The 19,587-nt window shown below is 56.9% G+C and carries 21 protein-coding genes; 9 read left to right on the top strand and 12 right to left on the bottom strand.

Features of this window, described 5'->3' with window-relative positions; translation table 11 throughout:
• Positions 1-92: 92 nt before the first annotated feature.
• Positions 93-2,837, bottom strand: coding sequence for a bifunctional acetate--CoA ligase family protein/GNAT family N-acetyltransferase (locus ABWH92_RS00865; protein WP_375571277.1), 2,745 nt, complete (start codon positions 2,835-2,837; stop codon positions 93-95).
• A 105-nt stretch (positions 2,838-2,942) separates the two neighbouring features.
• On the bottom strand, positions 2,943-3,545 hold the full coding sequence (locus ABWH92_RS00860; RefSeq protein ID WP_375571275.1) for an HD family hydrolase: 603 nt from the start codon (positions 3,543-3,545) through the stop codon (positions 2,943-2,945).
• Positions 3,546-4,304: 759 nt separating this feature from the next.
• Between ABWH92_RS00860 and ABWH92_RS00855 the strand changes: the two genes are divergently transcribed.
• Together ABWH92_RS00855 and ABWH92_RS00850 are read left to right on the top strand one after the other, a co-directional pair.
• A complete protein-coding gene (locus ABWH92_RS00855) occupies positions 4,305-5,009 on the top strand; it encodes a DUF3047 domain-containing protein (RefSeq protein ID WP_375571273.1) in 705 nt (234 codons plus the stop codon).
• 83 nt (positions 5,010-5,092) lie between these two features.
• Positions 5,093-5,218 carry a hypothetical protein gene (locus tag ABWH92_RS00850; protein ID WP_375571271.1) on the top strand — a complete coding sequence of 42 codons (126 nt, stop codon included), beginning with the start codon at positions 5,093-5,095 and terminating at the stop codon, positions 5,216-5,218.
• 67 nt (positions 5,219-5,285) lie between these two features.
• Here ABWH92_RS00850 and ABWH92_RS00845 read toward each other — a convergent pair whose 3' ends face one another.
• The 4 genes from ABWH92_RS00845 to ABWH92_RS00830 all read right to left on the bottom strand — a co-directional run bounded on the left by ABWH92_RS00845 (position 5,286) and on the right by ABWH92_RS00830 (position 8,842).
• A complete protein-coding gene (locus tag ABWH92_RS00845; protein ID WP_375571269.1) occupies positions 5,286-6,440 on the bottom strand; it encodes an L-lactate dehydrogenase in 1,155 nt (384 codons plus the stop codon).
• 36 nt (positions 6,441-6,476) lie between these two features.
• The gene (locus tag ABWH92_RS00840; RefSeq protein ID WP_375571267.1) at positions 6,477-7,250 is read right to left on the bottom strand and encodes a FadR/GntR family transcriptional regulator; all 774 of its coding nucleotides are present in this window, start codon (positions 7,248-7,250) and stop codon (positions 6,477-6,479) included.
• 102 nt (positions 7,251-7,352) lie between these two features.
• Entirely contained in the window at positions 7,353-7,748 is a 396-nt protein-coding gene (locus ABWH92_RS00835; RefSeq protein WP_375571265.1) for a c-type cytochrome, read from the bottom strand.
• A gap of 140 nt (positions 7,749-7,888) precedes the next feature.
• Complete coding sequence (locus tag ABWH92_RS00830) at positions 7,889-8,842, bottom strand: LysR family transcriptional regulator (RefSeq protein WP_375571263.1); 954 nt, start codon at positions 8,840-8,842, stop codon at positions 7,889-7,891.
• A 397-nt stretch (positions 8,843-9,239) separates the two neighbouring features.
• On the opposite strand from ABWH92_RS00830, the gene ABWH92_RS00825 reads away from it, so the two are divergent.
• From ABWH92_RS00825 to glcF, 3 genes are read left to right on the top strand one after another with little or no spacing between them, the layout of a single operon-like run.
• Positions 9,240-10,688 (top strand): FAD-binding oxidoreductase, encoded by a 1,449-nt coding sequence (locus ABWH92_RS00825; protein ID WP_375571261.1) that lies wholly within the window; start codon positions 9,240-9,242, stop codon positions 10,686-10,688.
• Positions 10,688-11,860 carry a glycolate oxidase subunit GlcE gene (glcE, locus tag ABWH92_RS00820; protein WP_375571259.1) on the top strand — a complete coding sequence of 391 codons (1,173 nt, stop codon included), beginning with the start codon at positions 10,688-10,690 and terminating at the stop codon, positions 11,858-11,860. The genes ABWH92_RS00825 and glcE overlap by 1 nt, the downstream gene beginning before the upstream one ends.
• 8 nt (positions 11,861-11,868) lie before the next feature.
• The gene (gene glcF / locus ABWH92_RS00815) at positions 11,869-13,236 is read left to right on the top strand and encodes a glycolate oxidase subunit GlcF (protein WP_375571257.1); all 1,368 of its coding nucleotides are present in this window, start codon (positions 11,869-11,871) and stop codon (positions 13,234-13,236) included.
• Positions 13,237-13,239: 3 nt separating this feature from the next.
• Here the strand turns inward: glcF and ABWH92_RS00810 are convergent, their stop codons facing one another.
• From ABWH92_RS00810 to ABWH92_RS00800, 3 genes are all read right to left on the bottom strand, one after another.
• The gene (locus ABWH92_RS00810; protein WP_375574300.1) at positions 13,240-13,572 is read right to left on the bottom strand and encodes a GFA family protein; all 333 of its coding nucleotides are present in this window, start codon (positions 13,570-13,572) and stop codon (positions 13,240-13,242) included.
• Between the two features lie 159 nt (positions 13,573-13,731).
• Positions 13,732-14,091 (bottom strand): hypothetical protein, encoded by a 360-nt coding sequence (locus tag ABWH92_RS00805; RefSeq protein ID WP_375571255.1) that lies wholly within the window; start codon positions 14,089-14,091, stop codon positions 13,732-13,734.
• Positions 14,092-14,094: 3 nt separating this feature from the next.
• On the bottom strand, positions 14,095-14,556 hold the full coding sequence (locus tag ABWH92_RS00800; protein ID WP_375571253.1) for an Lrp/AsnC family transcriptional regulator: 462 nt from the start codon (positions 14,554-14,556) through the stop codon (positions 14,095-14,097).
• Positions 14,557-14,676: 120 nt separating this feature from the next.
• On the opposite strand from ABWH92_RS00800, the gene ABWH92_RS00795 reads away from it, so the two are divergent.
• The gene (locus ABWH92_RS00795) at positions 14,677-15,510 is read left to right on the top strand and encodes a PhzF family phenazine biosynthesis protein (RefSeq protein WP_375571251.1); all 834 of its coding nucleotides are present in this window, start codon (positions 14,677-14,679) and stop codon (positions 15,508-15,510) included.
• A 6-nt stretch (positions 15,511-15,516) separates the two neighbouring features.
• Here ABWH92_RS00795 and ABWH92_RS00790 read toward each other — a convergent pair whose 3' ends face one another.
• Positions 15,517-15,978 carry an Lrp/AsnC family transcriptional regulator gene (locus tag ABWH92_RS00790; protein WP_375571249.1) on the bottom strand — a complete coding sequence of 154 codons (462 nt, stop codon included), beginning with the start codon at positions 15,976-15,978 and terminating at the stop codon, positions 15,517-15,519.
• Between the two features lie 104 nt (positions 15,979-16,082).
• Here ABWH92_RS00790 and ABWH92_RS00785 point away from each other — a divergent pair, with 104 nt between their 5' ends.
• Genes ABWH92_RS00785 through ABWH92_RS00775 form a run of 3 tightly spaced genes read left to right on the top strand, consistent with a single transcriptional unit; the run spans position 16,083 to position 17,647 of the window.
• Positions 16,083-16,319: a DUF6356 family protein gene (locus tag ABWH92_RS00785; RefSeq protein ID WP_375571247.1), complete on the top strand. Its 237-nt coding sequence runs from the start codon at positions 16,083-16,085 to the stop codon at positions 16,317-16,319.
• A gap of 4 nt (positions 16,320-16,323) precedes the next feature.
• Positions 16,324-17,139: a class II glutamine amidotransferase gene (locus tag ABWH92_RS00780; RefSeq protein WP_375571245.1), complete on the top strand. Its 816-nt coding sequence runs from the start codon at positions 16,324-16,326 to the stop codon at positions 17,137-17,139.
• A gap of 7 nt (positions 17,140-17,146) precedes the next feature.
• A complete protein-coding gene (locus ABWH92_RS00775; protein WP_375571243.1) occupies positions 17,147-17,647 on the top strand; it encodes a HugZ family protein in 501 nt (166 codons plus the stop codon).
• A gap of 54 nt (positions 17,648-17,701) precedes the next feature.
• Here the strand turns inward: ABWH92_RS00775 and ABWH92_RS00770 are convergent, their stop codons facing one another.
• Positions 17,702-18,487: a L,D-transpeptidase gene (locus tag ABWH92_RS00770; protein ID WP_375571241.1), complete on the bottom strand. Its 786-nt coding sequence runs from the start codon at positions 18,485-18,487 to the stop codon at positions 17,702-17,704.
• Positions 18,488-18,795: 308 nt separating this feature from the next.
• Positions 18,796-19,545: a DUF2927 domain-containing protein gene (locus ABWH92_RS00765; RefSeq protein ID WP_375571239.1), complete on the bottom strand. Its 750-nt coding sequence runs from the start codon at positions 19,543-19,545 to the stop codon at positions 18,796-18,798.
• Between the last annotated feature and the right edge of the window lie 42 nt (positions 19,546-19,587).

Genomic DNA, 19,587 nt, shown 5'->3' with positions numbered 1-19,587 from the left:
TATGCATTGCAATATCGCGTGTTTTTAAGCCGCGCGTCAGTCGCAACAACACGGACGGGGGTTGCGCGAACCCTTAGCCGGTGGCGGTTCCACTAGCTGGCAGCTTCGAGCATGGCTTGATCGACACCTTCAAGATCAGCCAGTTCCAGTTTGGCTTGCATGATTTCGGGCTCATCTGGGTCTCGCCGGATGGAAAAACCAAGGGCGCGGCACATTTCCAGCATAGTCGTGTTTTCAGCCAGCACTTGCCCTTCAATATGCTTGAAACGTTCCGCTTGGCCGTATTCGATCACCAATTGCATGAGCGCCCATCCAAGCCCCTGGCCTTTCAGGTCGGAGCGCAAAAGGATCGCATACTCTCCCGTTTCGCGCTCGGCATCAGCGTGCAGGCGCACAACGCCGATCAACTCACCGTTGGCATCAAACGCACAAAAAGCCATGTCGCGCGCATAGTCGATCTGGGTAAGGCGAGCGATGAATTTATGGCTGAAGTCGCGCACATAAGAGAAGAAGCGCAGGCGCAAGTCCTCTTTGGTCGTTTTGGAGAAGAACAGCTCAAACGCGGGCTCGTCCTCAGGACGAACCGGTCGCACGAAAACCACCTCTCCGCTTTTCAGTTCCAGTCGCCGTTCCCAATTGCGCGGGTAGGGACGGATCGTGAAGCGTGGATTGGTGTCGAAGGTCAGGTCGCCAACCTCGCTGGGTGCCACCTCCATGCGCGCGTCCAGAACCACCAGCCCATTTGGCGTGGCAAGCAGTGGGTTGAGATCGAGGCTTCGAATCTGAGGCACGTCAGCGCTGAGCTGCGATAGCCGCACCAGCGCCTGCGCCACGGCCTCTTCGTCCACGCCAGCGCGACCGCGGAACCCTCGCATCAGTTTTGAAACCCGCGTTTGTTCAATAACTTGGCGCGCCAACCGCATATCAAGCGGCGGCATGCCGAGCGCTTTGTCATTCACCGCTTCAACAGCAATGCCGCCACGCCCAAACACAATCACAGGACCAAAGACTGGATCATCGGCCAGACCGAGATAAAGCTCCAATCCCGCCGAAACATCGGCCATGGGCTGCACGATCACACCGTCAATCCGAGCGCTTGGCGCGCGAGCGCTCACTTTTTCGGTCAGCGCATCAAAACCTTCGCGTACTTGCAGGCTGTGGGTTAGATCGAGCACCACGCCGCCAACATCAGACTTGTGCGGAATGTCCGGTGAATCGATTTTGAGCGCCAGCGCGCGGTGCTGTGCCAGCATGTTCTGTGCGGCTGTTGCCGCTTTCTCAGCGCTTGATGCGCGCACCGGCGCGGCGTAGCCAAAGCCGTAGCTTGCCAGGATGTCGCCTATTTCATCGGTGTTGAGCCATGTACGCCCCTCTGAAATGGCAGCCATACAAAGCGCACGCGCCCGATCGACATCAGCGCTGGCAAGGTCTTCTGGCAGTGCAGGTGGTGTGGCCGAGAGTTCTTTCTGGGCTTGGGCGTAACGAGATACATCCATGAAGCCGCGCACCGCATCGCCTGGGGTGCGAAAACGCGCGACATGGGCTTCATCCAGTGCTTTGAGGGCCCCGCCCTCGCGCTCCAGCCAAGAGACGAACACCGGTTTGGGCCGTGACTTGTCTTTTGTTTTGCGCTCCAGCAGCTCCGCCAGCTTGGCAGCGGCCTCATCGCCATCAGATACCTGGCTTGGGCTGTAGGCAATGAGCACGCCATCGTTCGTCGGATCATCGATCAGCGCTTCGATTACCGTGCCTTGATCTTCCATCGGCAGCGTTGCTTCAAGGTCGAGCGGCATGTCGCCTTGCCAGCGTAGCGGTGCATACGGCTTGATGGCAGCCAAGGCATCGTCGCTGAGATCGGCTAAAGATCCACCAAGGTCGAGTAGGCGATCAGCCGCCAAAATGCCAACGCCGCGATCATTGGTAACAATAGCCAGGCGCTTACCAGCTTCAGAGACGCGTTTCAGCCGTGCCAGAGCGCCAGCAGCATCAAAAAGCCCATCCAGATCGTTCACGCGCAAAAGTCCAGCGCGACGGATCACCGCGTCGTAAACAGCATCTTCTGTGGCAAGGATCCCTGAATGGGTGGAGATACGATCTGCGGTGACGCTGTGGCGCCCGGACTTCAAGATCACGACGGGTTTCACCTTGGCGGCAGCGCGTGCAGCTGAGAAAAAACGCCGCGGATTGCCCACTGTCTCAACGCAGACCAGGATGGCCCTGGTGCGCACATCATAGGCCAGATGATCAAGCAGATCGTCCAGATCGACATCGGACGCATCGCCGATGGACACGGCTTTGGAGAAGCCCACCTTGACCGCGTTGCCCCAATCAAGGACCGCATTCATAATCGCGCCGGACTGCGCGATGAGGCCCAGTGACCCTGCTTGTGGTGGCGAGGAGGCAAGGCTGGCATTGAGATTGCCCGCTGCAGCATAGACACCTTGGGAATCCGGTCCGAGTATCCGCATGGATGATCCACGCGCGGCCGCGCGCATGGCTCTTCGCAGAGCACCGCGATCACCTCCCTGACAGTTGGAGACGACGATCACACCGCGTACGCCTGAAAGCTTGGCCTCTGCAACCAGGCCGGGTACCGTGTCTGGCGGTGTTGCGATAACAGCCAAATCTGGCACGCTTGAAAGGTCGCCCAAAGAGGCAACGCAAGGCTGGCCAGCGATGTCGCTATGGCTGGGGTTGATAAAAGAAAGCGTCCGCTTGCCTGGATCCAGAAGCATGTTGTCCACGAACGCACGCCCAACGCTGCCAGGTTTGGGACTGGCGCCAATCAGGGCGATATGTTGCGGCGCAAAAAACGCATCAAGATTTTGAATCGACATCTGATTTTCCCAATTGGAGAATCAGGCGTTTCCCCTGGATCCATCCTAAATGCTGCACTGCGGCAATTCCATGACCTTGGCTACGATTGGGGTTTGACCGTATATCTACTGAAGAGTGTCAGCAGGCTGATCATCCATACGACCACGGGTCAAACTGTCGACATAGGCACGCAGTTTGACAAGCAGCGGATCGTCGCGGGTCCAGGTCGTCCCATAGGTTAAATTGAACGGGTAATCGATCGTGTCAGGGTTTTCGCCAGTTGCGTGCTGAAACATCGTTTCAAGCTTGTCGAGCCCCTTCATCAAGGCAGCTTCGCGACTTTCCGCGCCATCATAGCTTGCCGCTAGGGATTGAATCGCTGCGCTCGACTGTGCTGGCAGCGTAGCAACCAAGCTTTTGACCGCTTCACGCTCTGCAGTCCGCCGAACACCAGGGTCACCACTTTGATGAATGGCTGGCACATCGCCGGTCACCGCTTCGCCCAAGTCATGAACAATGGCCAACTTTAAGAGCGTCGCAATGTCATACCCTTCAAGATAGGGCTCCAAAGCGATGACCATGAGGGCCAGCCGCCAGCTGTGTTCAGCTGTGCTTTCCTGCTTTCCGGCATTGGTGAAACCGCTGCGAAGCGTGTCCTTCAAATCGCCTGAGCGACGCAAGAACTCAAAAATCCCTGCAATGGTGTCGTTATCAAGGTCCTGTGTCATCGATCCATTCCTGCGCTCGCATGCCAACCAGGGGCATAGCCTGCTGTTAACGCTGCGATCATTGGTGCTGGCGTCAGAAGGTGAGCGTGTGTTTCTGGTGATGTGTTCAATGGGGAACCATACCCATCGAATGTCCAAGGCAACAGACCTTGTGGGGCGACAGCAAGTGTTTCGCTGTGCAATTGCACCATGCTTCCAACGGGCAAGTCACCAATGTTTGCCAGTCGAGGCGTTGGGTCAAGGCGTGCCTTATGTAGCAAGCTGTCGATGGCCGCTGCTTTGGGCAGGTCAGTCCAACCCATTGTCGCCGCTAAACTCTTGAAAAGTGCAGTTTGAAAACGTTTTGCATCGCCACGGCGACATTCAAAGCAAGGACGGTGACCAGCTGACAGAGCTGTAACCTCATCAAGAAAGAAGAGCTCAGTGTAGCTGTTCCCCCAAACCTCACGCTGACGATTCTTGAAGCAGAGAGTGCAGCAGATCCACGCACGGCTTGCCCAGCTTCGCCTGCCAACGATTGCTTTGGTTTCAGGATCGTGGAAGCGGCCACCCCGATTGCCCATCATGTCGCCACGCGCCGACACAGTGTGCAGAGAGCCTTTGGGATGGACTCGGTTTTGTAAGGGCATGTCGTTGCTCCAATACCCAGTGTGGTGTCTCAAGGCAGGTGGACCCACTTGGGTTCAGCAATTTGTCATCGATAGGCCGGGTTCATGCGTAGGAGAGAACAAACGCAACCATCAATGTGAGGCCAATGTCATGCCAAAACAGCCTATCGAGCGCCAACTGTCACGCCGAAACCTGCTTGCATTGGGCGCTGGAGTGCTTGCTGCACCAGCATTTTTGTCTTTCGCCCAACCTGTAAACGCGATGACATCCATCAGCTTTTCTGACTGGCAGCCATGGACGTTTCGCGGCATTCCACCAACCTCTTTCGGTCTGTCTGGAACAAGCTTGAACATCAATGCCCAGCAATCATCGTCGGTTGTCTATGGCGTGGTGCCCAGATCAGGCCGAGGCGCTTCTTCGGCAAGTTGGCAATGGCAGGTGAGCCAGACCGTTGGCCCGACCAATTTGGCGGCACGTGGCGGCGATGATCGCGCAATCGCGCTCTACTTTGTATTTGTCGATGCGGACACAGCAGCACGTTTTGGCGACTCCACACCGTCCATGTCACGTCTTTTGGGCATGCGCGGTGGTCGGACACTGATTTATGTGTGGGGCGGCAATGCAGCGCGTGGAGCGGTGCTGGACAGCCCCTATCTACGTGGGCGCGGAAAAACGGTGGTGCTGCGCAGTGCAGGCACAGGCGGATGGACCAGTGAAAGGGTCGACTTGGCTGCTGATCATCAGCGCGCTTTCGGGCAAGCCAAACAGACACTTATTGCTGTTGGGGTATCATCGGATTCAGATGACACAGGCGCTGTCAACGCGGCGGGCTTGCGCAACCTCTCATTGAGTTAGCAATCGACAAGCTTCTCTTGCTTGGTTAGCTTGGCCCAGCACGTCGTGCGTCGGGGCAATAAACGAGAACCAAGGGGAGCATCATGCGCAAACTGTTTGAAGAGTTGGCATCCAACGAACCAAAGCCAAAACCAACGGGCGGAGGTCCACTTTCAGATGGGCCAAAGAAGCCAGATCCGGTGCCGACCGGTGGTGAAGGCAAGAAATAGCCGTTCCATACCTACAAAAAACCCGCCAGCTTTTCAGTTGGCGGGTTTTTGTTTTGAAGTGAAAGCGCTATCCAGCTTCAAACCCTTCAGGCAGATAAAGGTTTTCACCGTTGAGTTGATCGGTGCCGGTTCGTCCGCAAAGCGCCATGGTGGTATCGAACTCTTTGTGGATGATTTCTAGGGCGGTGGTCACGCCTTGCTGGCCCATGGCGCCGAGACCGTAGAGAAACGCCCGGCCAATATAGGTACCCTGTGCGCCCAGCGCGACAGCCTTCAGCACATCTTGGCCAGAGCGAATGCCGCCATCCATATGGACTTCAATGTCACCTTGCACGGCATCAACAATCACCGGCAGCATGCGTATGGACGAAAACGCCCCATCCAACTGACGTCCGCCATGGTTAGAGACAACGAGCGCGTCAGCGCCAGTTTTCACGGCCAGCTTGGCATCCTCCGGATCGAGAATGCCCTTCAAAATCAATGGGCCATCCCATTGGTTTTTCACCCATTCCACGTCATCCCAGGTGAGTGATTGGTCAAACTGGCTGGCAGTCCAGGCGGATAGCGAGGACATGTCCTCAACGCCGCTAACATGACCAACAATGTTGCGAAACTCTCGCCGTTTGGTGCCCAGCATGCCCATACACCAGCGTGGCTTGGTCGCCATATTGATCATGTTGGCCAGGGTGAGCTTTGGCGGTGCGGATAGGCCGTTGCGAATATCTTTATGCCGTTGGCCGAGTACCTGAAGATCGAGTGTGAGTACCAGCGCGGCGCAGCCAGCATCCTTCGCACGCTTGATGAGACGGGACATGAAATCACGGTCGCGCATCATGTAAAGCTGGAACCAGAACGGCTTGCTGGTGTTCTCTGCCACATCTTCGATGGAACAAATCGACATGGTGGAAAGCGTGAAAGGCACGCCAAATGCTTCGCATGCCTTGGCCGCCAGGATCTCGCCATCCGCATGTTGCATGCCGGTCAGTCCCGTGGGAGCGCAGGCAACCGGCATCGCTACGTCTTGACCAACCATTGTGCTGGCCGTCGAGCGTCCTTCCATGTTGACCGCCACTTTTTGGCGCAAGCGGATCAGCTCGAAGTCGTCTTCATTGTCGTCATAGGTTTGCTCGGTCCAAGACCCGGAGTCGGCATAGTCATAGAACATGCGCGGGACACGCCGTTCTGCAAGAATTTGCAGGTCGTGGATTGTGGTGATGGTCATAAGATCCCCCGATCAGAGCAAATGGGCTGGTCGCATCTAGCCAGCATTGGCGAGCCGTATGGTGCGTCGTAGTTTCGATGTTTCTTCGCGTGCATCAGCAGCGCTGAGATGTTGGCTGGCTTGGCTAACATGGTCGATATGCGCCTGTGAGGCACGGCGCGCGGCGTCAGCATCACCGGACAGGATCGCGTTGATAAGAGCCAGATGCTGGTCGAGCAGCGTCTTGCGCTCGCCGGATTGCTCGTAGAGCCGTTGGCGATTGTCGAACACATCATCAGCAAGCAGCGTGTAGCAGGCGCGCAGCACGTGCAGAAACACCAGATTATGAGCGGACTCCACAATCAACGTGTGCAGTTCCACGTCCAGTTTGGCTTCGCGGTCAGAGTCGTCACTGGCATGGGCTTCACGCATCGCTTCACCCAGCGTTTTGAGCATATCGCGATCTGATTGCGTTGCCCGTTCAGCTGCCATCGCCGCCATATCAGCCTCAACCAAACGGCGGAACTCCAGATAGTCGGCCATACCAAGAGGAGAGGCGCGCAGCAGTTTGGCGATCGGAGCAGAGAAGACATCACCGATCAAATCCGCGATGAACGTGCCCTCGCCATGGCGTGCAACAATCAGGCCTTCGGTCTCCAGATGGGATAGAGCATCGCGCAAAATAGGGCGTGAAACGTCCAGATCCTGTGCCAATTGCCGTTCAGCAGGAAGGCGGTCGCCAGGGCGCAGAACACCATCAAGAATGAGGCTGCGAAAGCGCTCGACCACCGCTTCGGCGGTTCGTTTGTGGACGATTGGCTGAAAGACCATGCCGTGCGCAAACCCTGTGTTGGTGGCTAACTTTTGCACACCCTTAGGGTAATCAGCGCGTACTGGTCAAATCAATTGGCCATCAGGCGTGTGTGTCACATGCTATTGCGATTCAAGAAACGCGATCAAATTGGCCACCTGCTCAGGCCGCAAGCGCTGCGCTGGCATGGCGCTGCGCTCACCAATGAAACGGGCCGGGTCGGCAATGTAATCGGCAACCAGTTGGCTGTTCCAGGCTTGGCCATTACGTGCCGCCAACGCGTCAGAATAGTTGTAACCGGAAACACTGGCAACAGGGCGGCCCAGTAAGCCATTGAGGTGCGGCCCCACTGCGTTGCTCGCACCTGGACCAACTTGATGGCAGGCCGAACAGCGATTGAAAACGTTCGCTCCAGCTTGGGCATCCTGCGCCTGGGCGCCAGGCACGCCCGTGCTTAACCACAGCAAGGCGGCAAAACAAGCGGCTGCGTAAGGCAGGACAGAAAGGGAGCGGCGCATGCGGACCTCTGCTCGCTCAGAACGAAACTCGGTCCTATGTTGGGCGTCAGCTATGGTTCGTCAACACGATCGACCAACAAACAGCGGTCATGGTGTATGCTTTTGTAGCAAGTGTGGACACTAGAGCGCAGTTGAGCGCGCTACTCGGCCGCAGCGCGGAGGTCCTGCTCAACGGGGTTGAGAACAGAATCCAACCCTTTGTCCCAATAGGGCGATTGGCCGTAAAGGCTTGCCATATAGTCGATGAACACACGAACTTTCGCAGGCAGGAAGCGGCGTGTTGGATAAACCGAGAACAGGCCCACACCACGTGATGCACGGTAACGCGGCAAGACAATCTGCAACTCACCTGACGAAAGTTCCGGGCCAACATCCCAGGTTGAGCGAAGGCTGATCCCGATACCTGCCAACACCGCCTCGCGAATGACCTCGCTTGAGTTGGTCATGATGGCAGACTGAGGTTTGATAGCCGTTCCTTCGCCAGAATTGTCTTCAAGTTTCCAGACATCTTGTGCCTGAGTAGCCAGCAATGTGTGCCGGTTTAGCTCATCGATAGACTGCGGAAGCCCATGTTTTTCAATGTATTTTGGCGAGGCGCAAAGAACACGATGAATAGGAGCTAGCTTGCGTGCCACCAGTGTTGAGTCGTTAAGCTCAGCGATCCTTAGGGCAACATCGAAGCCTTCACCGACCAAGTCCACAAAATCGTCCGACAAAACCAGTTGCAACGTCAGCTCTGGGTTTGCTGCCATGAAGGATGCCAGGTGTGGCGCGACGTGCATGCGACCGAAGCTGGTGGGGGCCGAAATTTTCAACACCCCCGATGCCATCGCTGAGCGACGGGTCACAAAACTTTCAGCTTCTTCTACGCTGGCGAGAATTGCGACCACGCGCTCATAGAAGCCCTTTCCGGCTTCGGTCAGCGCAATTTGTCGTGTGGTGCGTTGAAGCAAGCGGGTGCCGAGGCGATCTTCAAGGCGGCGTAAGCGCTTGGAGACCACTGCAGGGGACAGCGACATATCGCGCGCCGCAGCCGACATGCTACCGGCGGCCACCACGCGGGCGAAAATCTCCAGATCGAGGAAGTTGCTCATCTGCGTATGCCCATCCTACCTAAGTCGAGCCGCGAAGCGTGCCATCATTGCCACTCCAGAAGCTCTTTTGCGCCACAAAGACCATACTTGGCGGCGTTAATCGACCTGTCATTTGCATGCCCGGGTTGCCTTGGCAGTGTAGGCGTTGTGGCCGCACCAACATGCAATCTTTATTATATAAGTAGTTTCTACAATATTTTGCAAACATCGTCGAGAGGTAAAAAAACTTGACCACTCGGCCTCACTTGAGGCATGAAGCCTGGCAAAACAAAAAAACACTCAATCCATACCATTACGTGTTGAGAACCCTTTCGGATGCTAAGGTTCTCAAAAAATCTGGCCAGGAAACGTGGCCAAGCGGTGTTCGGACAAACAAAGCCGCGATGAGGAGGGGGCCATGGGGTTCATCGAAATGCCGCAACCAGATGCGGCTATCGTCGACAAGCGAGAGCAAATTGTTGCTGGGCTGCGCTCTATTGTGCCGGGCGAAGGTGTGATCACCGATCCCAAGCAACTGGTGCCTTACGAAACCGACGCTTTCACCGCTTACCGTCGCGTGCCGCTGGCTGTCGTTCTGCCTGAGACGACTGAACAAGTTTCTGCACTTATGCGCTTTTGCGGTGCTCATGGCGTGCCGGTCATTCCCCGCGGTGCTGGGACATCGCTGGCCGGCGGCGCGATCCCTCAGGAAGATGCTGTGGTGATCGGTCTGTCCAAGATGCGGTCCGTTGTTTCGATCAACTACGCCAATCGCACAGCCGTTGTGCAGGTGGGCATCACCAATCTTGCCGTGTCTGACGCGGTCACCAAGGATGGCTTCTTCTACGCGCCAGATCCATCCTCTCAGCTCGCCTGCACGATTGGCGGCAACATTGCGATGAACTCTGGCGGCGCCCACTGCCTAAAATATGGTGTGACGACCAACAATTTGCTCGGCCTGAAACTGGTCCTTATGGACGGTACTGTTGTCGAACTGGGCGGCGAGAGCTTCGATGGCCCGGGATACGATCTGGTTGGCCTGCTTTGCGGCTCTGAGGGCCAGCTTGGCATCATCACCGAAGCAACAGTGCGTTTGCTGCCCAAAGCCGAGGGTGCCCGTCCCGTTCTCTTCGGCTTTGAAACCGCGCTTGAAGCGGGTGCCTGCGTAGCGGACATCATTGCGCAGGGCATTGTGCCTGTGGCGATGGAGTTCATGGACAAACCTGCCATCGACATCTGCGAAGGCTTTGCCAAGGCTGGGTACCCGATGGATGTCGATGCGTTGCTCATCATCGAGGTCGAGGGTTCTGAAGCCGAGATGGATGCGATGCTGGCGCGTATCGTCAAGATCGCCCGCGAGCACAAAGTCAAGCGCATCAAAGAGAGCGAGTCTGCCATGGAAGCGGCTGCCATTTGGAAGGGTCGCAAGTCAGCCTTTGGCGCAACAGGTCGTATCGCCGACTATATCTGCATGGATGGCACCATCCCAACAGGGCAATTGCCGCGTGTGCTCGAAGGTATCGATAAGATCGTCAAAAGCTACGGCCTTCGCGTCGCCAATGTTTTTCATGCTGGCGACGGCAATTTGCACCCGCTCATTCTCTACAATGTCAACGATCCCGAAGAGCGCGACAAAGCTGAGCTTGCCGGCAATGATGTGCTGCGCTTGTGCGTAGAAGTTGGCGGCTGCCTGACCGGCGAGCACGGCGTTGGTATCGAGAAACGCGACCTCATGACCGACCAATTCAATGAAGCTGACCTACATCAGCAGATGCGCGTGCGCGCGGTGTTTGATCGTGACTGGCTGATGAACCCCGCCAAGGTTTTCCCGCTGGAAGGCCGTTTGGAATCGAGTGAGGCTGCCTGATGTCACTTGCAACCGAACAGGCCGTCGTTGACTTCGTTGCCGATGCCGTCAAGGCGGGCCGACCGCTGACCATTGAAGGTGGCGGAACGCGCAGCCCGGTGACCCGTCCGGTGCAGAGCGAAGACACTGTCAACCTGTCCGGCCTTACGGGCATCACGCTCTACGAACCGGCAGAAATGGTAATTGGTGCATGGGCAGGCACGCCTTTGGCTGAGATCGAAGCGGCACTGGCCGAGAAAAACCAGATCTTGTCCTTTGAGCCAGCGGACTATCGCACCGCGCTTGGCACAACGGGCGAGCCGACCATCGGCGGCGTAGTCGCAGGCAACATTTCCGGCCCCCGCCGCATCTTGGCCGGGGCGGCGCGCGACAATCTGATTGGCGTGCGCTTCGTCAATGGCCGTGGCGAGATCATCAAGAACGGTGGCCGGGTAATGAAGAACGTTACGGGCCTCGATTTGGTAAAGTTGCAAGCTGGTGCTTGGGGCACACTCGGCGTGCTGACCGAAGTGATCTTCAAGGTTACACCCCGTCCACCTGAAGGCCGAACACTTGTCGTCGAAGGACTGCCTAATCGTGATGGCATTGATCTGCTGGGTCGTGCCATGGGCACACCGTTTGAAGTGAATGGCGCAGCGCACCTGCCGGGCGTGGATGGCAAACCGGCCCGTACGCTGATGCGGCTGGAAGGCTTCCCTGATCAGCTCGACTATCGCATCCCTGAGCTGATGAAGGCGCTTGGGGTGTCAGGGTCGACGCTGACCGGCGACGATCATGCAGCGCTCTGGAAAGCGGTTCGCGATATCGCAGCTTTCCCAGCCAACAGTAACAGCGCTCTCTGGCGCATTTCCTGCCCGGCAATGTCTGGTCCCGATATCGCTGCTGCCATCACAGCTCATCGTCCAGCTGATGTGATCTACGATTGGTCTGGCGGGCTTGTATGGCTGCAAACTGGCATTGACCAGGACGCCGGTGCCGATGTCATCCGCACGGCCTGCGAGCCGCATTCAGGCGCCCACGCGACCTTGTTTCGTGCGCCACCCGCCATCAAGGCCAACGTTCCGGTGTTCAACCCGTTGGAGCCAGCGCACATGGCGCTCACCCGTTCGATCAAGGCGAGCCTTGATCCGCAGGGCCTGTTCAACCCAGGCGCCATGTACGCGGGGGTTTAGGGAAAACGATGCAAACCAACTTCACTGCTGAGCAGCTCGCCGATCCGCACGTCGCGCATTCTGAGAAGATTTTACGCACTTGCGTGCATTGCGGCTTTTGCACCGCCACGTGCCCGACCTATTCAATTCTCGGCGATGAATTGGATTCCCCTCGCGGTCGCATCTATCTGATGAAAAACATGCTGGAGAACGACCAGCCGGCGGACGAGAAAACCGTCAAACATATCGACCGTTGTCTCTCCTGCCTGTCCTGCATGACCACGTGCCCCTCTGGCGTGCACTATATGCATCTGGTCGATCATGCCCGCGCGCACATCGAAAACACCTACAAACGCCCCTGGCATGATCGTTTGATCCGCCACGTACTGGCCTTTGTGCTGCCACACCCCAATCGCTTCCGCGTTTCCTTGCTTGCCGCGCTTTTTGCCAAGCCCTTTGCGCCGATCATGACCAAGATGGGCGGCCCGTTTGCGCGTCTTGGCGCAATGCTTTCTTTGGCGCCTGGCAAAGTTCCGCCGCGCGGCCCTGAGCCCGGAACAAGTTTTGCCCCAGAGGTTGCACCCGCTGGGCGTGTGGCCATCTTGTCGGGCTGCGCCCAACCCGTGCTGAATCCTGGGATCAACCAGGCAACCATTGATCTGCTAACCCGCAAAAACATCGAGGTCGTTTTGCCATCTGGTGAGGGCTGCTGCGGTGCCTTGGTCCATCACATGGGCAAGGAGGAAAAGTCGCTGGCCGATGCTCGGCGCAATGTCGATGTCTGGATGCGCGAAGTTGAAGACCGGGGGCTGGATGCGATTATCATCACGGCGTCAGGCTGCGGCACCACGATCAAAGACTATGGCCATATGCTGCGCCTGGATGATGCATACGCTGAAAAAGCGGCAAAGATATCGGCCTTGGCTTGTGACATCACCGAATATCTAGAGCGCATTGATCTTGGTGCACCAACCCAAGTATCCGGTCTGACGCTGGCCTACCATTCGGCTTGTTCCATGCAGCACGGCCAGAAAATCACGACCACACCGAAGACGCTGCTCAAGGCGGCGGGGTTCACCGTCAAAGACGTCCCTCAGGGTCATCTCTGCTGCGGCTCTGCGGGCGTTTACAATATCATGCAGCCGCAGATCGCCCGGCAGTTGCGCGACAACAAGGTCGCCAACATTGAAAGCACCAACCCGGAGTTAATTGCCACCGGCAATATCGGTTGCATGACGCAGATTGGAACGGGCACAGACCTTCCAATTATCCACACGGTGCAACTGCTCAACTGGGCCTATGGCGGGCGAATGCCGGACGAACTGATCGAGCTGATGCGCGGCAGAGAGGTGAGTGATCACTTGCCTGAGCCGAGCTGGATGCAAGCCGCAGAGTAGTTTTTAGGAGGATGGATGCCCATCCGACTGTGGAGCATCATCGCAGATTGCGTACCAATCAGGCTTCTCTGAAACAAATTCGTGAAATTTGTTTTTGATGCCGATCGGCGTGTCCAACGCGTTCGCTGCGATTGGAAAACTGTCTTCTTCAGAGAGAATTTCGCCAAGTGATGTGCCGCACAGTCGGCAAAAGCTTCGCTCATATTTGTAGGGAGGGCCTGGCTGGTAAAGTGTCACATGCTGCTTGCCTTCAAGCCACCGCAAGCTTTCTTTCGTCACAAAAACAATAGCGCTTGAACCAACTTTACGGCAGCGGGTACAATGACACGTGCCCATCAAGGATGGCTCAGATAGCAGCTCGAACTTCACGGCTCCGCAACAACAGCTTCCTTGGATCATGCAATTTTTCCCTCTACCCGACTACGAGTTAATGAGAACAATAAGGGAACAAAAATGATGGTGCAATGTCTGAGTGGGAGACTCAGCTCAAGATTTTCAGCGCAAGGCCGAGGCAGGTTCAAACGGCACGCTGGCCAGCACCAAACATCCGCCTAACTCAGGCCCGAAGGGTGCTTGCGCATAGGTCAGCCAAGCGCCTTGCCCTTTCAGGCGTTCTGCAAACCCATCCCGTGTGCTGTGCGCCACAATGATGGTCTCCGGTAAACTGGAACGCACAAACGTGCCATCGGCGGCGACCACCGCTTCCATAATTGTGCGTTCAGAAGCCGTAGGCGGGAAAACAGCAATTAGCAGACCGTCTTCGCTGGCGTCGCCTTGGCTGGCCCACAGCACCATTGCCATTGCCGCAAAGGCAACGAGGACAAAACAGCCGATAAGGGTGCTGTTGGAAGGCATGACCTAGAGCGTTCTTTCGGTGGGCAGACGGTTACGAACCGGAGACGACTTCACAATCGCCGTGTTGGTTTCGGCCCGATCATGAAAGGGTTGCAGAATTCCATCAAGATCTTTCATCGCGCGAAAAGCCAGGCGGCAGACGAAGCAATCATCGCCCGTGACCGCGTCGCAGGATGTGAAACGTGGTTCATCACAAATCATCTTCTCAACGATGTGAAGGCTGCCAGGCCGAGGTTTGATGCGCACAATGGCGGCCAGTTCATACCCCAGCTCTGCAACGTCGATATCGACCGTGAAGTTGCGGATGATGCCAGTGTTTTCCATCCGCCGAATACGGTCTGTAACACTTGGGCCAGACATGCCAACGCGTGCCGCCAAGGTGGAAATGGATAGCCGACCATTCCGTTCCAGTTCGCCCAGTATCTTGCGATCAGTCTCGTCGATCTCTTTTAATATTTTAGCCATAGCACAAAATAGACCACCAAAGTTCAGGAGATCGACAAGCTTTGCCTTTGTATGTGGCGGTTCACAAGGGCATTGTTTTGATAGTGTGACGCTTTCCTTCGACCAACAAGGCCAGCGACGATGACACTTCAGAGACTTTCAGCCTTCAGCGATGGCAGCCTGGGTGGCAACCCAGCTGGCGTTGTGATCGCCGACCAACTACCAAGCCGCCAGCAGATGCAGAGCATTGCAGCCGATGTTGGTTACTCTGAAACTGTGTTTGCCGCACGCGAAGCTGACCGCATTTGGACAGTTCGTTATTTTTCGCCGGAATCTGAGGTGCCCTTTTGTGGCCATGCGACCATCGCTTTGGGTGCAGCACTGGCCGAGCGTTTCGGTGCCGGCACTCACACGCTCAATCTCAGTGAGGCCTCGATCACCGTTGAAGGCTCGGGGGACGATGGGCTGATGAGCGCTGCGCTTCAGTCTCCACCCACATGGAACAAGCCGGTCGATAAACCGGTACGGACAGAAGTGCTCGCTCTGTTCGGTTTTGCTGCCCACGATTTGGACGAGCGCTACCCCGTCGCGCGCATCCACGCTGGTGCCGATCATTTGCTTCTACCGCTGAAGGATCGCGCGACACTTGCTGCGATGACGTATGATTTGGACGCGGGCCGCACTTTCATGAACACCCATCAGTTTGTCACTGTGATGCTGGTCTGGGCGCAGGATGATCGCCTGTTCCACGTCCGCAACGCGTTTGCGTCAGGCGGTGTCTTGGAAGATCCTGCGACAGGCGCCGCCGCCGCGGCCTTCGCCGGTTACCTGCGAGACAACGGCCTTCTAGCTGCTGGCGATGTTGATGTGGTGCAGGGCGAAGATATGGGCTCGCGTTCACGTCTCAAAGCACAGTTCTCTCAGGAACCTGGCAGCTCCGTTCGGGTTTCAGGAACGGTCCGACCGATCACGTGAGATAGACTATAACGGTAACTCGGTCGTGTCTTTGATGTCTTCCATCACGAAACTGGCCGAGACATCGGAAATTGGAACGCGCTCGATGAGCCGCTGATAGAAGGCATCATAGGCGCGCACATTGGCGATCCGAACGCGCAGAATGTAATCCAAGTCGCCGGAAAGGCGATGTGCGCCGACAATCTCTGGAAGTTCCTGCACGGCTTTGTTGAAGGATTTGAGCCAGTCTGCATCGTGCCGGTTGGTGCGCACCAAAACAAACGTCATGAGATCCAGCCCAACGCTTTGCGGATCAACAAGTGCAACGCGCCCAGTAAGCACACCTGCGTCTTCCATGTTCTTGATCCGCCGCCAGCACGCATTGCGCGACAGATGCACCGCGTCGGCCAGCGAATCCATGCTCATCGATGCATCACGTTGCAACAATCGCAGGATACGGCGATCCATTTCGTCGAACTGGTAGCTCATAAAAGGGATGGTATCCCAAAATTGCGAGAAATCCAATTATCATTGGGATGATTGCCCAGCGTGCCTGTGTAACCTTTGGTGCTTCACATTAGCGAAGGCTCATCATGACGGATCATATCGATACACAGCCGCGTAGAAGCTTCTGGCGCGGGTTCGTTGACCATCCCGCCAGCGTCAACGAGACCTACTTTGAACACATGCGTTTTGCGGCCACTTTCGCGCTCACCCTTTTTGGGGCCGGCCTGGCTGCGCTGATCCATGCGATTATCCCGCCGCTGTTTGAGACCACCGCAAGCCGCCTCATCAAGAAAATGCACGCACGCATGGAAGCACGTCACTAAATCTATGTGCCGTCTTGCCGCCTATCTTGGACCAGCCATCGCGCTGGAGCAGATTGTCGTTGCGCCCACGCACTCGCTGCTGGAGCAAAGCCAGCATGCCAGCGAGGCCAAGCTGGCGGTCAACGGTGATGGTTTCGGTTTTGCGTGGTATGACCAGGCTCAGGAGCCAGGGCTTTATCGCGACGTTCTGCCGGCTTGGTCAGATGGCAATCTTCCCAGCCTCTGTAGGATGATCCGCTCTCGGCTTTTTCTTGCCCATGTCCGTGCCTCAACCGCGGGCGAGACATCACGGGTCAACTGCCATCCGTTTTCTCATCAGAGTTGGTCGTTCATGCACAACGGCCAGGTGCCTGACATCCAACGCATTCGCCGTCGTCTGGAAGCGATGCTGCCCGATGACCTCTATGCGCTGCGTCGTGGGACAACAAACTCAGAACTGATCTTCTTGTTGCTACTAACGTCCGGCCTTTCTGAAGACCCAGCCTCTGCGGTCAACAAGGTTCTGGATATCCTTATCGATCAAAGCCGCTACGGAGCAGGCAAGGATGCCGTGCGGTTGACCTGTGTTTTCAGCGATGGGCAGGCGATCTATGCGTTCCGGCACGCCAGCGATGATCGCGAGCCAACCCTTTATCTCCAGGCAGGCGAGGGCGGCGCATGGACACTCGCGTCCGAACCGCTGGATGGTGACGTGGCGCGCTGGGACTGCATAGAACCCGATGTTTTGGTTCGCCTTGAACCGGGCAGGTGCAGCGAAGTGAAGCTGAGCACTTGGTCATCGGTGGCGAGCCCTGGATCGCGGCAAGAGGCTGTTGCATAACGCCAGCATGGCAGAACCCGAAAAGACCTCACCCCTTCGCCCTGTGGATGATGAAGCCCGCGCCTTGGCACGAGCGCTCATGGAACGCGCCCCTTTTGCTGCCCTTTCCCATATAGAACCGGAGACCGGCCATCCGCTGGCAACGCGAACAGGCTTTGGGTTGGACAGTGATGGCGTGCCGCTGCTGTTGATGTCGGAGCTGTCAGCCCACTTCGCGGCCCTTACTGCTGATGGACGGTGCTCGCTATTGATTGGCGAGCCAGGCCAGATCAACAAGCCGGGTGGCGATCCACTTACCCATCCGCGCCTAACGCTCGTGGGGACAGCAGTTCTTGTCCTCCAATCCGGTCGCGATGCCGCGCGCACGGCGTACTTGGCCCGCAATCCCAAAGCCAAGCTCTATGTCGATTTTGGTGATTTTCACTTTTGGCGCATCACGCCTGAACGTGCTTTTCTCAATGGCGGGTTTAGCAAGGCCTACAATCTCAGCGCGTCTGACCTGACATAAAAAAGGCGGCCGGAAGGCCGCCTTTTCGATCCGTATTGCAACTATGTCTCGGATCTAGAGGACCACAACCCGTGCACCGATACGAACCCGTTCGTAAAGGTCGGTGACATCCTCGTTGCGCATGCGGATGCAACCCGACGACATAGCCTGCCCAATGGTCCAAGGCTGATTGGTCCCGTGGATGCGATAGAGTGTGTCGCGCCCGCCTTCGTAGAGATAGAGCGCACGGGCACCTAGCGGGTTGTCGATCCCACCTGGCATGCCATGGCGCCATTCTTCAAGCTCAGGCTGGCGCTCAATCATTGAGGCAGGCGGTGTCCAGCGTGGCCACTCGGCGCGTCGCTGAACCGTGGCTGTACCCGACCAACCAAACCCGGCCCGACCAACACCCACGCCGTAGCGCCGCGCTTGGCCATTGTCTTCGACCAGGTAGAGAAAGCGGTTATGCGGATCGACGATAATTGTGCCCACCGGATGATGGGTGTCGTAGCTCACCACCTGCGGCAGAAAGATCGGGTTGAGCTGATGGCTGGGCTCGACACTGGCTTGCTGAATGGCCTGGCGTTGGCCGGGGCGCGTCTGAAGCGTTGGCTGCGTGACGATGCGCCCGCTTAGGGACCGTTGATAGCGCTGTTGGCGAGCATGATGTTGCTGGCGTGCGTAGTTGGGTTGCAACTGAAGCAGCCAAGGTGACGAGCGTTCGTCGTGCAGCATCACGTAAGGCGATGCCCCATGATGGCTGACCGATTGCGCGTGAGCATCGTTCATCGTGACCCCAACCAACATGGTCAAGGCACCCAGGCCGAGCAAAGCCTTGCTTGTCCAAATCCCATAATCCATCGCAGACCGTCCTTACACCTGACAAAGAAGACGATTGCCGCGCACTGCGCCGCAAACTCTCTTCCAAAAGGCCAGAGAGCGCCGAGGGAATGGTGAATCAAAAAGAGAAAAACACCTTCAGATGCCCACAGAACTGGTATTGCTTTGTTCATGGTGAACGGCGCGCAAAAGGGCGTGGTAAACCGTGCGTTAGGCTGCAAGGTTAATCAGCCGTTGCCCACCACACGAACATTAGATGGATTGGGTGCAATGGAGCACCGGTAGCGCAAACGCCAGAAAGGGCGTTTCACCGAGGTTGGCCGACCTGCCTAACGCAGCCAGCTGTGCACGTCGGCCAGTACGGAGCGCAGCACCTGGTTCACATCATCCCTGCTCATGCCGGGCTGAATGCGCGGGTGATAAAGCATGTTCAACACATAGCGATCATGGAGCATGAAGCGTGTGTGTCGAGACTGATCGTTGAAGACGCTGGCAGTGAGGGTGGGATCATCATTCAGCGGGCCGAGACCCTGCAGTACCTCTTCCACTAGGCAACGATTGAACAGGAAATCGCCTTCGTCTGAAACAATCACGGCCTGCGCGCGGCTGATACCGCCGGTGCCGGTGAGCACCCGCACCATGCATCGTCCGCGCACTTGGGCGCGCGGCGAGTTGTAGATGTCATTGCGGATGACATCGGCATACTGCGCTCGGTCGACCACATACACAGTGAAGTTCGCTCGCCGCGGGTCATTTACAACCTGCAGATCCAATCCGCGCACGGCCTGGTTCACGGCGCTGACAAACCGCTCGACATCACGTCGTCTGTCAGCGCGTGCGCGATGATCGATATAGAGGCGAACGGGCTCAACAAACTTTTTGACAACACTCGCGCCACGACTGCTTGCTGCATATTCAAGACCAAACACTGTGCGAAAAAAACCATCAGCCAGTGCAGCGTCAGAAAAGCGGCTTTGTGCGAATGATGCTTGCGTGCCCATCAGCAGCGTCACACTCATCAGCATGGCGAACGCAGCAGCCCGAACTGACAGCAGCTGATTGGAAGAACGGAACAGCATAAGGCGCGATGAGCGTTTGGTTTGCGACACCCTTTCATGGCG

It is taken from the genome of Ahrensia marina (assembly GCF_042140245.1).
Classification (GTDB): domain Bacteria; phylum Pseudomonadota; class Alphaproteobacteria; order Rhizobiales; family MH13; genus MH13.
Note: the sequence above shows the minus strand (reverse complement) of the source record. Positions and strands in the feature narration are given on the sequence as shown.